At 38.4% G+C, this 12,810-nt stretch carries 23 protein-coding genes; all 23 read left to right on the forward strand.

The features are described 5' to 3' along the window. Positions 1 to 5 precede the first annotated feature (5 nt). The 23 genes from rplP (at position 6) to eno (ending at position 12,403) form a co-directional block, all read left to right on the forward strand. A complete protein-coding gene (gene rplP / locus ACZ5L8_RS00930; RefSeq protein WP_464439065.1) occupies positions 6 to 428 on the forward strand; it encodes a 50S ribosomal protein L16 in 423 nt (140 codons plus the stop codon). 12 nt (positions 429 to 440) lie between these two features. Continuing rightward, a complete protein-coding gene (rpmC, locus tag ACZ5L8_RS00935) occupies positions 441 to 629 on the forward strand; it encodes a 50S ribosomal protein L29 (RefSeq protein ID WP_464439067.1) in 189 nt (62 codons plus the stop codon). A gap of 14 nt (positions 630 to 643) precedes the next feature. After that, complete coding sequence (rpsQ, locus tag ACZ5L8_RS00940; RefSeq protein WP_462599354.1) at positions 644 to 901, forward strand: 30S ribosomal protein S17; 258 nt, start codon at positions 644 to 646, stop codon at positions 899 to 901. 2 nt (positions 902 to 903) lie between these two features. Further along, entirely contained in the window at positions 904 to 1,272 is a 369-nt protein-coding gene (gene rplN / locus ACZ5L8_RS00945) for a 50S ribosomal protein L14 (RefSeq protein WP_462599353.1), read from the forward strand. Between the two features lie 12 nt (positions 1,273 to 1,284). Then, positions 1,285 to 1,596, forward strand: coding sequence for a 50S ribosomal protein L24 (gene rplX / locus ACZ5L8_RS00950; RefSeq protein WP_462599352.1), 312 nt, complete (start codon positions 1,285 to 1,287; stop codon positions 1,594 to 1,596). 2 nt (positions 1,597 to 1,598) lie between these two features. Further along, positions 1,599 to 2,150, forward strand: coding sequence for a 50S ribosomal protein L5 (rplE, locus tag ACZ5L8_RS00955; protein ID WP_464439070.1), 552 nt, complete (start codon positions 1,599 to 1,601; stop codon positions 2,148 to 2,150). A gap of 2 nt (positions 2,151 to 2,152) precedes the next feature. Continuing rightward, positions 2,153 to 2,422: a 30S ribosomal protein S14 gene (rpsN, locus tag ACZ5L8_RS00960; protein WP_073100088.1), complete on the forward strand. Its 270-nt coding sequence runs from the start codon at positions 2,153 to 2,155 to the stop codon at positions 2,420 to 2,422. A 65-nt stretch (positions 2,423 to 2,487) separates the two neighbouring features. Further along, positions 2,488 to 2,886 (forward strand): 30S ribosomal protein S8, encoded by a 399-nt coding sequence (rpsH, locus tag ACZ5L8_RS00965; RefSeq protein WP_462599350.1) that lies wholly within the window; start codon positions 2,488 to 2,490, stop codon positions 2,884 to 2,886. A gap of 20 nt (positions 2,887 to 2,906) precedes the next feature. Beyond that, positions 2,907 to 3,449: a 50S ribosomal protein L6 gene (gene rplF / locus ACZ5L8_RS00970; protein WP_464439072.1), complete on the forward strand. Its 543-nt coding sequence runs from the start codon at positions 2,907 to 2,909 to the stop codon at positions 3,447 to 3,449. Positions 3,450 to 3,460: 11 nt separating this feature from the next. Next, positions 3,461 to 3,814: a 50S ribosomal protein L18 gene (gene rplR, locus ACZ5L8_RS00975; protein WP_464439074.1), complete on the forward strand. Its 354-nt coding sequence runs from the start codon at positions 3,461 to 3,463 to the stop codon at positions 3,812 to 3,814. A gap of 5 nt (positions 3,815 to 3,819) precedes the next feature. Next, positions 3,820 to 4,344, forward strand: a complete 525-nt coding sequence (gene rpsE, locus ACZ5L8_RS00980; protein ID WP_464439076.1) for a 30S ribosomal protein S5 — start codon at positions 3,820 to 3,822, stop codon at positions 4,342 to 4,344. 11 nt (positions 4,345 to 4,355) lie between these two features. After that, positions 4,356 to 4,535, forward strand: coding sequence for a 50S ribosomal protein L30 (rpmD, locus tag ACZ5L8_RS00985; protein ID WP_462599346.1), 180 nt, complete (start codon positions 4,356 to 4,358; stop codon positions 4,533 to 4,535). Between the two features lie 11 nt (positions 4,536 to 4,546). Further along, a complete protein-coding gene (gene rplO / locus ACZ5L8_RS00990) occupies positions 4,547 to 4,999 on the forward strand; it encodes a 50S ribosomal protein L15 (protein ID WP_462599345.1) in 453 nt (150 codons plus the stop codon). A gap of 10 nt (positions 5,000 to 5,009) precedes the next feature. Continuing rightward, on the forward strand, positions 5,010 to 6,350 hold the full coding sequence (secY, locus tag ACZ5L8_RS00995) for a preprotein translocase subunit SecY (protein ID WP_464439079.1): 1,341 nt from the start codon (positions 5,010 to 5,012) through the stop codon (positions 6,348 to 6,350). Next, a complete protein-coding gene (infA, locus tag ACZ5L8_RS01000) occupies positions 6,350 to 6,565 on the forward strand; it encodes a translation initiation factor IF-1 (protein WP_014031991.1) in 216 nt (71 codons plus the stop codon). Before secY ends, infA begins: the two co-directional genes overlap by 1 nt. 5 nt (positions 6,566 to 6,570) lie before the next feature. Further along, a complete protein-coding gene (ykgO, locus tag ACZ5L8_RS01005) occupies positions 6,571 to 6,687 on the forward strand; it encodes a type B 50S ribosomal protein L36 (RefSeq protein WP_015361145.1) in 117 nt (38 codons plus the stop codon). Between the two features lie 5 nt (positions 6,688 to 6,692). Next, the gene (rpsM, locus tag ACZ5L8_RS01010; protein ID WP_464439083.1) at positions 6,693 to 7,067 is read left to right on the forward strand and encodes a 30S ribosomal protein S13; all 375 of its coding nucleotides are present in this window, start codon (positions 6,693 to 6,695) and stop codon (positions 7,065 to 7,067) included. A gap of 9 nt (positions 7,068 to 7,076) precedes the next feature. Further along, complete coding sequence (rpsK, locus tag ACZ5L8_RS01015) at positions 7,077 to 7,484, forward strand: 30S ribosomal protein S11 (protein ID WP_462599342.1); 408 nt, start codon at positions 7,077 to 7,079, stop codon at positions 7,482 to 7,484. 107 nt (positions 7,485 to 7,591) lie between these two features. Then, positions 7,592 to 8,197, forward strand: coding sequence for a 30S ribosomal protein S4 (rpsD, locus tag ACZ5L8_RS01020; protein ID WP_462599341.1), 606 nt, complete (start codon positions 7,592 to 7,594; stop codon positions 8,195 to 8,197). Between the two features lie 27 nt (positions 8,198 to 8,224). After that, positions 8,225 to 9,217 (forward strand): DNA-directed RNA polymerase subunit alpha, encoded by a 993-nt coding sequence (locus ACZ5L8_RS01025; protein ID WP_462599340.1) that lies wholly within the window; start codon positions 8,225 to 8,227, stop codon positions 9,215 to 9,217. Positions 9,218 to 9,257: 40 nt separating this feature from the next. Beyond that, complete coding sequence (gene rplQ / locus ACZ5L8_RS01030) at positions 9,258 to 9,752, forward strand: 50S ribosomal protein L17 (RefSeq protein ID WP_464439086.1); 495 nt, start codon at positions 9,258 to 9,260, stop codon at positions 9,750 to 9,752. Positions 9,753 to 9,869: 117 nt separating this feature from the next. Further along, on the forward strand, positions 9,870 to 10,985 hold the full coding sequence (carA, locus tag ACZ5L8_RS01035) for a glutamine-hydrolyzing carbamoyl-phosphate synthase small subunit (RefSeq protein WP_464439088.1): 1,116 nt from the start codon (positions 9,870 to 9,872) through the stop codon (positions 10,983 to 10,985). 128 nt (positions 10,986 to 11,113) lie between these two features. Continuing rightward, entirely contained in the window at positions 11,114 to 12,403 is a 1,290-nt protein-coding gene (gene eno / locus ACZ5L8_RS01040) for a phosphopyruvate hydratase (RefSeq protein ID WP_464439090.1), read from the forward strand. The last annotated feature ends 407 nt before the right edge of the window (positions 12,404 to 12,810 follow it).

Raw genomic sequence — 12,810 nt, forward strand, 5'->3', positions numbered from 1 at the left:
AAAAAATGTTACAGCCTAAAAAGACAAAATTCCGCAAGCAGCAGAAAGGTAGAATGAAAGGGAATGCCGGTAGAGGTCACCTGTTATCAAACGGTACTTTCGGTATAAAATCTTTAGATTCTAACTTCATAAATGCAAGGCAGATTGAAGCTGCTCGTATTGCGGCAACTCGTTATATGAAACGTGAAGGTTCATTATGGATCAGAATCTTTCCAGACAAACCTATTACAAAGAAACCTCTTGAGGTACGTATGGGTAAAGGTAAAGGTGCTGTTGAGTACTGGGCCGCTGTTGTAAAGCCTGGAAGGATGCTTTTTGAGATAGGTGGTGTTGCAGAACCTGTAGCACGTGAAGCTTTAAGGCTTGCCGCTCAAAAACTTCCTGTAAGGACTAAATATGTAATCGCTAGAGATTATCAAGCAGACTAAATTCTAGGAAAAATGAAACAATCAGAAGTAAAAGAACTATCTGTAGCAGAATTGCAAGAGGAACTAACTAAGGCAAAAGGTGCCTATACAGATTTAAAAATGGCGCATGCTATTTCTCCTCTTGAGAATCCTATTCAACTTAGAAGTCTAAGGAGATCTATAGCGCGTATAGCGACAGAGCTTACACAAAGAGAATCATAATAACTCTGCTAAAGATGGAAAAAAGAAATTTAAGAAAAGAGCGTATAGGTGTTGTTACCAGTAGCAAAATGCAGAAGTCAATTGTGGTTTCTGAAGTGAAAAAGGTAAAGCACCCCATGTATGGAAAATTCGTTTTAAAAACGAAAAAATACGTGGCTCACGATGAACAAAATGACTGCAACGAAGGTGATACTGTAAGGATCATGGAAACTCGTCCTATCAGTAAGAACAAATGTTGGAGAGTAGTTGAAATATTAGAAAGAGCTAAGTAACCATGGTACAACAAGAATCTAGACTTAAGGTAGCAGACAATACAGGAGCAAAAGAAGTTTTGTGTATCCGTGTATTGGGAGGTACAAAAAGGAGGTATGCCTCTGTAGGTGATAAGATCGTAGTATCTGTAAAAGATTCTACGCCTAACGGCCAAGTTAAAAAGGGAGCCGTATCAACTGCAGTAGTTGTTCGTACCAGAAAAGAAGTTCGTCGACCAGATGGATCTTATATCCGTTTCGACGATAATGCTTGCGTTCTATTAAATGCTCAAGGAGAAATGCGCGGAACTCGCGTTTTTGGTCCAGTTGCAAGAGAGCTTCGTGACAAGCAGTTTATGAAAATAGTATCACTAGCACCTGAGGTGCTTTAATCCTTTATCGCAATGACAAAACTTAAGATAAAAGTAGGAGATACTGTTCGTGTAATTGCCGGAGATCACAAAGGTCAAGAAGGTAAAGTATTACGCGTTTACAGCGAAAAGAACAAAGCCATCGTAGAGGGTGTGAATATGGTTTCTAAACATGAGAAGCCAAGTGCAGCAAATCCTCAAGGTGGAATTAAAGAGAAAGAAGCAGCTCTTCACATCTCAAACTTGTCTTTATTAGACAAAAATGGTGATACTACTCGTGTAGGTTACCGTGTTGAGGATGGTAAGAAAGTGCGTTTTTCTAAAAAAACCAATGAAGTACTATAGTTATGGCTTACGTTTCAAGACTAAAGAAGGAATATAAAGAGCGTGTTATCCCAGCTCTAACTGATGAGTTTGGGTATGATAACGTAATGCAAGTACCTAAGCTTAAGAAAATAGTTGTTTCTAGAGGTGTTGGAGCTGCAGTTGCTGATAAGAAGCTTATTGATTATTCTGTAGAAGAATTATCAATGATCACTGGTCAGAAAGCTGTTGCTACTATGTCTAAAAAAGACGTTGCAACTTTTAAGCTTCGTAAAGGTATGCCTATTGGGGCTAAAGTTACTCTACGTGGTGAGCGTATGTATGAATTTCTTGATAGATTGATTACAAGTGCGCTTCCTCGTGTTCGTGATTTTAACGGAATCAAAGCTACTGGTTTTGATGGTAGAGGTAACTACAGCCTTGGTATTACTGAGCAGATCATTTTCCCAGAAATTGATATTGACAAAGTACGCAAGATCGAAGGTATGAACATCACTTTCGAAACTAGCGCAGAAACTGATAAAGAAGCAAAATCATTGTTAACCTCACTAGGGTTACCCTTTAAAAAGAATTAATTATGGCTAAAGAATCAATGAAAGCTCGCGAAAGGAAACGCGAAAAACTGGCTGCCAAATATGCTGAAAAACGCAAAGCTCTTAAAGAAGCTGGTGATTATGAAGCATTACAAAAGTTGCCAAAAAATGCGTCTCCAGTTCGTCAGCACAACCGCTGTAAATTAACTGGGCGTCCTAAAGGTTACATGAGAACTTTTGGTGTCTCTAGGGTAATGTTCCGTGAGATGGCAAACCAAGGTCTTATTCCAGGAGTTAAAAAAGCTAGCTGGTAAGAATTTAATTAACAGGTTTCAGGTTCGGTGTACTGGCCGAATACCAAAACCGCAATTATATACTAATGTATACAGATCCAATTGCAGATTTTCTAACAAGGATTAGAAACGCAGCTGCGGCAAACCACAGAGTAGTGGAAATTCCCGCATCAAATTTAAAAAAGGAAATCACTAAGATCCTTTTTGATCAGGGTTATATCTTAAGCTATAAGTTTGAAGATACAACAGCCCAAGGTACTATCAAGATCGCACTTAAGTACGACAAAGAAACTAAGGAGTCAGTAATCAAGAAAATCCAGCGAATATCTAAGCCTGGTCTTCGTAAGTACTCGTCTTCTTCAGAGCTTCCAAGAATCCTTAACGGTCTTGGTATCGCAATAGTTTCTACATCTAAAGGTGTGATGACTGGTAAGCAGGCAAAACGTGAGAATGTAGGTGGCGAAGTACTTTGCTACGTTTATTAATCCATTAAAAAGACTAGACAATGTCAAGAATAGGTAAAAGCCCAATAGCAATACCAGATGGAGTTACGGTAAATGTAGCTGATGGTATGGTTACGGTAAAAGGAAAATTAGGCGAGCTGCAGCAGGAGGTTAACGGGATAGAAGTTAAAATTGAAGATAACATCATTGTACTTGAGCGTCCTTCAGATCTTAAAGCAGATAGAGCAAAGCATGGTCTTTACCGTGCACTTATCAACAATATGATTGAAGGTGTGTCGCAAGGATTCACTAAGCAACTAGAGCTTGTAGGTGTAGGTTACCGTGCAAGTAATCAAGGTCAAAAACTTGATCTTGCTGTAGGATTTAGTCACAACATCGTTATGGACATTGCTCCAGAAGTAAAAGTTGAGACAGTTTCTGAAAAAGGTAAGAATCCTATCGTTAAGCTTAGCTCATTTGATAAGCAACTTGTAGGTCAAGTTGCAGCCAAAATTAGAAGCTTCCGTAAGCCTGAGCCTTACAAAGGAAAAGGTATCAAGTTTGTAGGAGAGCAGATTAGAAGAAAAGCTGGTAAATCAGCATAATACATAAAGTTATGGCATTTTCAAAAGTACATAGAAGAACTAAAATCCGTAAGAGGATTCGTAAAACACTTACGGGGACTTCAGAAAGACCAAGGCTTTCTGTATATAGAAGTAATAAGGAGATTTACGCACAGTTAATAGATGATGTTGCTGGTAAAACTATCGCTGCGGCTTCTTCAAGAGACAAAGATGTTTCTGCGGAAGGAAATAAAAGTGATGTTGCTAAACTAGTAGGTAAAACTATTGCTGAAAAAGCGGTAAAAGCTGGTGTAGAAGTAGTTTCTTTTGATAGAGGAGGTTACCTGTACCACGGTAGAGTAAAACAATTAGCAGAAGGTGCACGTGAAGGTGGCCTTAAATTCTAAGATATATGTATCAGGATTATAAAAACGTAGAGATAGTAAAACCTAGCGGACTTGATCTTAAAGATCGCTTGGTAGGAGTTCAACGTGTTACTAAGGTTACTAAAGGTGGTAGAGCCTTCGGTTTTTCTGCAATTGTTGTTGTAGGTGATGAAAATGGTGTAGTAGGTCAAGGTCTTGGTAAATCTAAAGACGTTTCTAGCGCTATTGCGAAAGCTGTAGAAGATGCTAAGAAAAATCTTGTGAGAATACCTTTGAGCAAGCGTACTATTCCGCATGAGCAAAAAGGGAAATACGGTGGTGCAAGAGTATTACTTTTACCAGCAGCAGCTGGTACCGGAGTAATCGCTGGTGGTGCTATTCGTTCGGTTCTTGAAGCAGTTGGAGTACATGATGTACTTTCAAAGAGTCAAGGATCTTCAAACCCACATAACGTTGTTAAAGCTACATTTGATGCTTTATTACAATTGCGTAGTGCAGAAACAGTTGCCAAGCAGCGTGGTATTTCGCTAGATAAAATGTTTAACGGTTAATCACTCTAGAGATGGCAAAAATTAAAGTAACAAAGGTTAAAAGTGCGATCAATCGCACACAGAACCAAAAAAGAACTCTAGAAGCTTTAGGTCTTAGAAAAATTGGCCAAGTTGTAGAGCATGAAAACACTCCAAATATTTTGGGGATGATCAATAAAGTAAGTCATTTGGTTTCTGTTACAGAAGCTTAAAATCATAGATAATGAATCTAAGTAATCTTAAACCGGCAAATGGTTCGGTAAAAAAGCATGACGGAAGGCGAGGTCGTGGTGAAGCTACAGGAAATGGTGGAACTGCTGGCCGTGGGCACAAAGGTGCGAAGTCAAGATCAGGGTATTCTAAAAAAGTAGGTTTTGAAGGTGGGCAAATGCCACTTCAGCGCCGTGTACCTAAATTCGGTTTCAAAAACAGAAACCGCGTTGAATACAAAGGTATAAACCTAGATACCCTTCAAGAGTATGTTGATGCTGGTCGTATTAAAGATGAAGTAACTTTAGAAGTTCTTCGTGATAATAGATTAGCTGGGAAGAATGATTTAGTTAAGATTTTGGGTCGTGGTGAGCTTAAAGCAAAGCTTAAGATCACTGTAAATAAATTTACTGCCTCTGCCAAGGAAGCTATCGAAGCTGCTGGAGGTGAAGCTGTAACTTTATAAATAAGACCTTATGAGCAAAGCAATAGATACAGTTAAAAATATCTGGAAGATAGAGGAGCTTAGGAATAGGATTTTACTTACCCTAAGCTTGCTTCTTGTGTACCGTTTTGGTGCACAAGTTGTGCTTCCAGGTATTGATGCATCTCAATTAGCAAGCCTTTCAGATCAAGCTGAAGGTGGGTTAATTGGGTTGCTCAATTTATTTACTGGTGGAGCATTTAGTAATGCTTCAGTTTTTGCATTGGGTATTATGCCATACATTTCTGCATCTATTGTGGTGCAACTTATGGGTATTGCAATACCTTATTTGCAAAAATTACAGAAAGAAGGAGAGAGCGGTCGTCGTAAGATCAATCAGATCACAAGATGGCTAACTATCGGTATAACACTGTTGCAAGGTCCTGGTTATATCACAAACCTTTATAACATTCTTCCTCGTGAGGCGTTTGTTATGGGTAATGATGTAACCTTTATCGTTTCTTCTGTGATTATACTTGCTACAGGTTGTATATTTGCAATGTGGTTAGGAGAGAAAATTACTGATAAAGGTATTGGTAATGGTATTTCTCTTTTGATCATGGTAGGTATTATCGCTGTATTGCCTCAATCATTTATTCAAGAATGGGTGGCAAGAGTAACTGAGTCTAATGGAGGTCTTATTATGATCCTTCTTGAGATGGTTATTTGGTTTGTGATCATATTACTTTCTATTTTACTTGTTATGGCTGTGCGCCAAATTCCGGTGCAGTATGCTAGAAGAACAGCAAGTGGAGGTTATGAGCGTAATGTTTTCGGAAACCGTCAGTATATACCATTAAAACTTAATGCATCTGGAGTAATGCCAATCATTTTCGCGCAAGCGATAATGTTCATACCTATTGCTATAGTAGGTATATCAGATTCTGAAACGGCACAGTCTATTGCATCAGAGTTTAATAATATATTTGGTTTTTGGTACAACCTTGTTTTCGCTTTATTGATTATAATATTTACGTATTTCTATACGGCGATTACAGTACCTACAAATAAAATGGCAGATGATCTTAAGAGAAGTGGTGGTTTCATCGCAGGTATTAGACCTGGATCTGAAACTGCTGAATATCTTGATAGAATCATGTCACAGATCACACTTCCTGGATCTATCTTCCTAGCGGCGATTGCAGTGTTCCCTGCGGTGGCTGTAAGCGTGCTTGATATGACCCAAGGATGGGCAAGATTCTATGGTGGTACTTCACTATTAATTATGGTGGGTGTTGCTATAGATACTATGCAACAAGTTAATTCATACTTGCTTAACAGGCATTATGATGGACTTATGAAAACAGGTAAAAACCGTAAAGCAGTAGCATAATGGCAAAACAACCAGCAATAGAACAAGATGGAACTATTATCGAGGCATTGTCTAACGCAATGTTTAGAGTAGAGCTGGAGAATGGTCATGTGGTAACTGCGCATATTTCAGGTAAAATGCGCATGCATTACATTAAACTGTTGCCCGGTGACAAAGTAAAATTAGAAATGAGCCCATACGATTTAACAAAGGCTCGTATAACCTATAGATACTAATTAAGATGAAGGTAAGAGCATCAATAAAAAAGAGAAGTGCAGACTGCAAAATCGTGCGTCGTAAGGGCAGGTTGTACGTGATTAACAAAAAGAACCCTAAGTTCAAACAAAGACAAGGTTAGGAATTATGGCTAGAATTGCAGGGGTAGATATCCCAAAAAACAAGAGAGGTGTAATTGCATTGACATACATCTTTGGAATTGGAAACAGTAGAGCTAAAGAAATTTTAGCAGCAGCTAATGTAGACGAGGATACTAAAGTATCTGAGTGGGATGATGATCAAATAGGTCGCATTCGTGAAGCTGTAGGTTCTTTTAAAATAGAAGGAGAGTTAAGAAGTGAGGTGTCTATGAGCATCAAGCGTCTTATGGATATTGGTTGTTACAGAGGTATTCGCCATAGAGCTGGTCTACCTTTAAGAGGACAACGTACTAAGAACAACTCAAGAACTAGAAAAGGTAAGCGTAAAACGGTTGCTAACAAGAAAAAAGCAACTAAATAATAAGTAGTAATGGCAAAGCAAAACACTAAAGGTGGTAAAGCAAAAGCTACCAAGAAAAGAAAGGTGAATGTTGAGGCTGTAGGTGAAGCTCACGTTACTGCATCATTTAATAACATCCTTGTTTCTTTGACTAACAAAAAAGGTGATGTTATTTCATGGTCATCTGCTGGAAAAATGGGCTTTAGAGGTTCTAAAAAGAACACTCCTTATGCTGCTCAATTAGCTGCAGAAGATGCTAGTAAAGTGGCTCACGAAGCTGGTCTTCGCAAAGTGAAAGTTTTTGTGAAAGGTCCAGGTAACGGTCGTGAATCTGCTATTAGAACAATTCACAACAGTGGTATTGAGGTTACAGAGATCGTAGATGTAACTCCTATTCCACACAACGGATGTCGCCCTCCTAAAAGAAGACGCGTTTAATCTCATCCAACCTTTAATTAATAATAATTATATCAACTGGGGAAACCAGATCTCGCGAAGGATAGTTAAGACCTTAATTCCCTGATCACCCCAAAATATTTATAGAAATGGCAAGATATACTGGTCCTAAGACAAAAATCGCACGAAAATTTGGTGAAGCGATCTTTGGTGATGACAAATCATTTGAGAAAAGAAATTATCCTCCAGGACAACACGGTAACAACCGTCGTCGTGGAAAGAAATCTGAGTACGCTATCCAGCTTCAAGAGAAGCAAAAAGCCAAATATACTTACGGTATCCTAGAGCGTCAGTTCCGCAATATGTTTGATAGAGCAACGCGTGCTGAAGGAATTACAGGTGAAGTTTTACTTCAACTTTGTGAGTCTCGTCTGGACAACGTAGTTTTCAGAATGGGTGTAGCACCTTCTAGAAGAGCTGCACGTCAACTTGTGTCTCACAGACACATTACTGTAAACGGTGAAGTTGTAAACATACCTTCTTACCAGGTAAAACCAGGTGACACTGTAGGAGTACGTGAAAAATCAAAATCACTAGAGGTGATCGAGAATTCACTCAACAACGCCAGCCAGGTGTATGAGTGGTTGAGCTGGAACAACGGTAGCAAGCAAGGAACTTTTGTAAATGTTCCAGAGCGTGTTCAAATTCCAGAGAATATCAATGAGCAGTTCATCGTCGAATTGTACTCTAAATAATATATACCAACTCTTAGAAAACAAAATATGGCATTACTTAATTTCCAGAAGCCCGATAAAGTCATCATGATTGATTCAACTGACTTTGAGGGTAAGTTTGAATTCAGGCCGTTAGAGCCGGGATACGGTTTGACTGTAGGAAATGCACTTCGCCGCGTACTGCTTTCTTCTCTTGAAGGATTTGCAATTACATCTGTGCGCATTGAAGGTGTTGACCACGAGTTTTCAACCATTCCAGGAGTTGTAGAAGACGTAACTGAGATCATTCTTAATCTGAAACAGGTACGTTTTAAAAGACAAATTGACGAGATTGATAATGAAACTGTAACAATTTCAGTTTCTGATAAAGAGCAATTAACAGCAGGTGATTTTCAAAAATTCATTTCTGGTTTCCAAGTTTTAAATCCTGATCTAGTGATCGCGAACATGGAGAGCAAAGTGAACATCAATATGGAGATCACTATTGAGAAAGGTCGTGGTTATGTTCCTGCTGAAGAGAACAAAAAACCTAACGCACCTATAGGTACTATCTTTACTGATTCTATCTACACTCCTATCAAGAATGTAAAATATTCTATTGAGAACTATCGTGTAGAGCAAAAAACTGACTACGAGAAGCTAGTTTTTGAGATCATCAGTGACGGTAGTATTCATCCTAAGGATGCTTTAACTGAAGCAGCAAAAACTTTGATTCACCACTTTATGTTATTCTCTGATGAGCGTATCACCCTTGAGGCTGATGAGATCGCTCAAACTGAGACTTACGATGAGGAGTCATTGCATATGCGTCAGCTGTTAAAGACCAAGCTTGTAGATATGGATCTTTCAGTACGTGCACTTAACTGTCTTAAGGCAGCAGAGGTAGAAACACTGGGTGATCTTGTTTCTTACAACAAGAACGATCTTATGAAGTTTAGAAACTTCGGTAAGAAGTCCTTGACTGAGCTTGAGGAATTGGTAAGCGTTAAAGGGTTGAACTTCGGTATGGACCTATCAAAATATAAACTAGATAAAGACTAGGGAAGAGTCTTTTTCGCTATAGCGAAAAAAACATAGAATCATGAGACACGGAAAAAAAATAAATCATTTAGGTAGGAAGACAGCTCACCGCAAATCAATGCTGGCAAACATGGCTTGCTCTCTTATCGAACATAAAAGAATCAATACAACTGTTGCTAAAGCTAAAGCTCTTAAGCAATTTGTTGAGCCATTAGTAACTAAGTCTAAAGAAGATACTACTCACAATCGTCGTATCGTATTTAGTAAACTACGTCAAAAGGATGCAGTTTCTGAATTATTTAGAGATGTTGCTGCAAAAGTAGGTGATCGTCCAGGAGGTTACACTCGTATCATTAAGCTTGGTAACCGTGCAGGTGACAACGCTGATATGGCGCTTATCGAACTTGTAGATTACAACGAAGTTTATAATACAGGTGAGACTAAGAAAAAATCTACGCGTCGTGCAGGTCGTAAAAAAGCTGCTACCACTACTGCGCCAGAGGTTAAAACTGAAACTCCAGCAAAAGAGACTAAAGCAAACGATGAGGAAGAGTAATCAAATACTTCTTGTTTGTAGTTAAATTAATAAAGGATAGGCTTTTTAGCTTATCCTTTTTTTTATAATTATTTTTGTCAAAATTTTCCCGGTCAACGCGGCCCAAAATAACCACGAATGAAATATCAAACTAATCGCAAAGCCGTAGTTCTACTAGCAGACGGCACAGTTTTTCACGGAAAATCAGTAGGTAATAAAGAAGGTACAGCCTTTGGTGAAGTATGTTTTAATACGGGTATGACCGGATACCAAGAGATATTTACAGATCCTTCATACTTTGGTCAGATCATGGTAACTACAAATGCTCATATTGGGAATTATGGTGGTAACAATGATGAGACAGAAAGTGAAACAGTAAAGATCTCAGGTCTTGTTTGTAGAAATTTCAGCTACAATTACAGTAGGGTAAGAGTGGATGAATCACTTCAAGAATTTTTAGATCGCAATGATCTTTTTGCAATATCTGATGTAGATACTAGAGCTCTAGTTGCATATATAAGAGACAATGGTGCTCAGAATGCTTTGATCTCTACAGATGTTGATAATATAGAAGGTTTAAAAAAGCAGCTTGCTGAAGTTCCTAATATGGTAGGTCTTGAATTAGCTTCTAAGGTTTCTACAAAAGAGCCATATTACTTTGGGGATGAAAACGCAAGTATCAAAGTTGCCGCTTTAGATCTAGGAGTGAAGAAAAACATTCTTCGTAACCTTGCTAAGCGCGATGTTTACATCAAGGTTTTTCCATATGATTCTACTTTTGAAGAAATGCAAGCATGGGGACCTGATGGGTATTTCTTATCTAATGGTCCTGGTGATCCACAACCTTTAACTAGCGCTATAGAAGTTGCTAAAAAGGCTATGGAAGTAGATGTGCCATTATTTGGTATTTGTCTAGGGCATCAGGTTATCGCTCTTGCGAATAACATAGGAACTTTTAAAATGCACAACGGTCACAGAGGTATTAATCACCCTGTGAAAAATTATGGTACAGGCAAAGGAGAAATCACATCACAAAACCACGGTTTTGCTGTGAATTTTGAAGATGCATCACAAAACCCAAATGTAGAAGTTACCCACACTCATCTTAACGATGATACGGTAATGGGACTTAAGGTGAAGGGTAAGAAATGCTTCTCAGTACAATATCACCCAGAAGCAGGACCTGGACCTAATGACGCAACATATTTGTTTGACGAATTTGTCGCTATGATCAAAGATGGTCAACCAGCTTAAAAGATAAACGTAGGATACAGGATAAATTAACCGTTTGTTAATTGTCAAAGACTCAATATACACGGTGATTTTTTGTCATATTCCGTATCTTGCACAACTAAGTAACTAATCCAATACAAGAATAAAAAATGAGCATTATTATCAATATACATGCGCGTCAGATTTTAGATTCGCGCGGTAACCCTACGGTTGAAGTAGACGTAATTACAGAAAACGGTGTTTTAGGTAGAGCAGCAGTTCCTTCTGGAGCTTCTACTGGTGAGCACGAAGCTGTTGAACTACGTGATGGCGGTAGCGATTACATGGGTAAAGGGGTGCTTAAAGCAGTTGATAATGTAAATTCTGTAATCGCTCAAGAACTTTTGGGTGTTTCAGTTTTTGAACAAAATTCAATAGACAAGATCATGATCGATCTTGATGGTACGCCAAACAAATCAAATTTGGGAGCAAATGCAATTCTAGGTGTTTCTTTGGCTTGCGCCAAAGCTGCTGCGAATGAACTTAACTTGCCTCTTTATCGTTACGTAGGTGGAGTTAGTGCAAACACGCTTCCTGTTCCTATGATGAATATCATCAACGGTGGTTCTCACAGTGACGCACCTATCGCTTTCCAAGAATTTATGGTTATGCCAGTAAAAGCTGAAAACTTTACGCATGCTATGAAAATGGGAACTGAGATCTTCCATAACCTTAAAAAAGTACTTCACGATCGTGATCTAAGTACTGCTGTAGGTGACGAAGGTGGTTTCGCGCCAGCATTAGACGGTACAGAAGATGCTATTGAAAGCATCCAGAAGGCTGTTGAAAATGCCGGTTATAAGTTTGGTGATGAAGTAATGATCGCTTTAGACTGTGCTTCTGCAGAGTTTTATGTAGACGGTAAATACGATTACACAAAATTTGAAGGAGACAAAGGTGTGGTAAGAACAAGCGAAGAGCAAGCTACTTACCTTGCTGAGCTTGCTGAAAAATATCCTATTATCTCAATTGAAGATGGTATGGATGAGAATGACTGGGAAGGATGGAAATCTCTTACTGAAAAAGTAGGTGACAAAGTTCAGCTTGTGGGTGATGACCTTTTCGTTACTAATGTAGAGCGTCTTTCTAGAGGTATTAAAAACGGTATCGCAAACTCTATCCTTATTAAAGTGAACCAGATCGGTACTTTGACAGAGACTATTGCAGCTGTAAATATGGCTCACAATGCAGGTTACACTTCAGTAATGTCTCACAGAAGTGGTGAAACTGAAGATAACACTATTGCTGATCTTGCAGTAGCGCTTAATACTGGTCAAATTAAAACAGGATCTGCTTCTCGTAGTGATCGTATGGCAAAATACAACCAACTTCTTAGAATTGAGGAGGAGCTAGGTGATGTTGCTTACTTTCCACAAGAAAATGCATTTAAGATCAAGTAATTTGCATTAACATATTAAACTAAGAAAAACACCCGTAAGGGTGTTTTTTTATGCCTTCATCTAGCGTTATTTCGCTTGATTAAGTGTCCTAAATTATCGCTGAAATTACATTTAGTAGTGATTTTGATATTTGTTACTTGTAAAAAATATTAAGTTTTAGAATTGCTTTTATGCAAATCAAAAGAGGGGCTGAATTTGCGTATCCTTTGCTATGTCTTGTCTTGACTGGGTTTGAGTGATTTTTGCTAAGTTAAATACTTGCAAAATCCTGTAAGTAAGAAAATTACTAACAAATTATATGTTAAAATTTGTTGCTCTGGTTTTTATTTTTCTAGATTTACAAACACAAACCTATTGTCAAAACAATACATCCAATTGTAGTAAAATACTATCAGCTTTAAGTTGGG

Source organism: Leeuwenhoekiella obamensis (genome assembly GCF_055391795.1).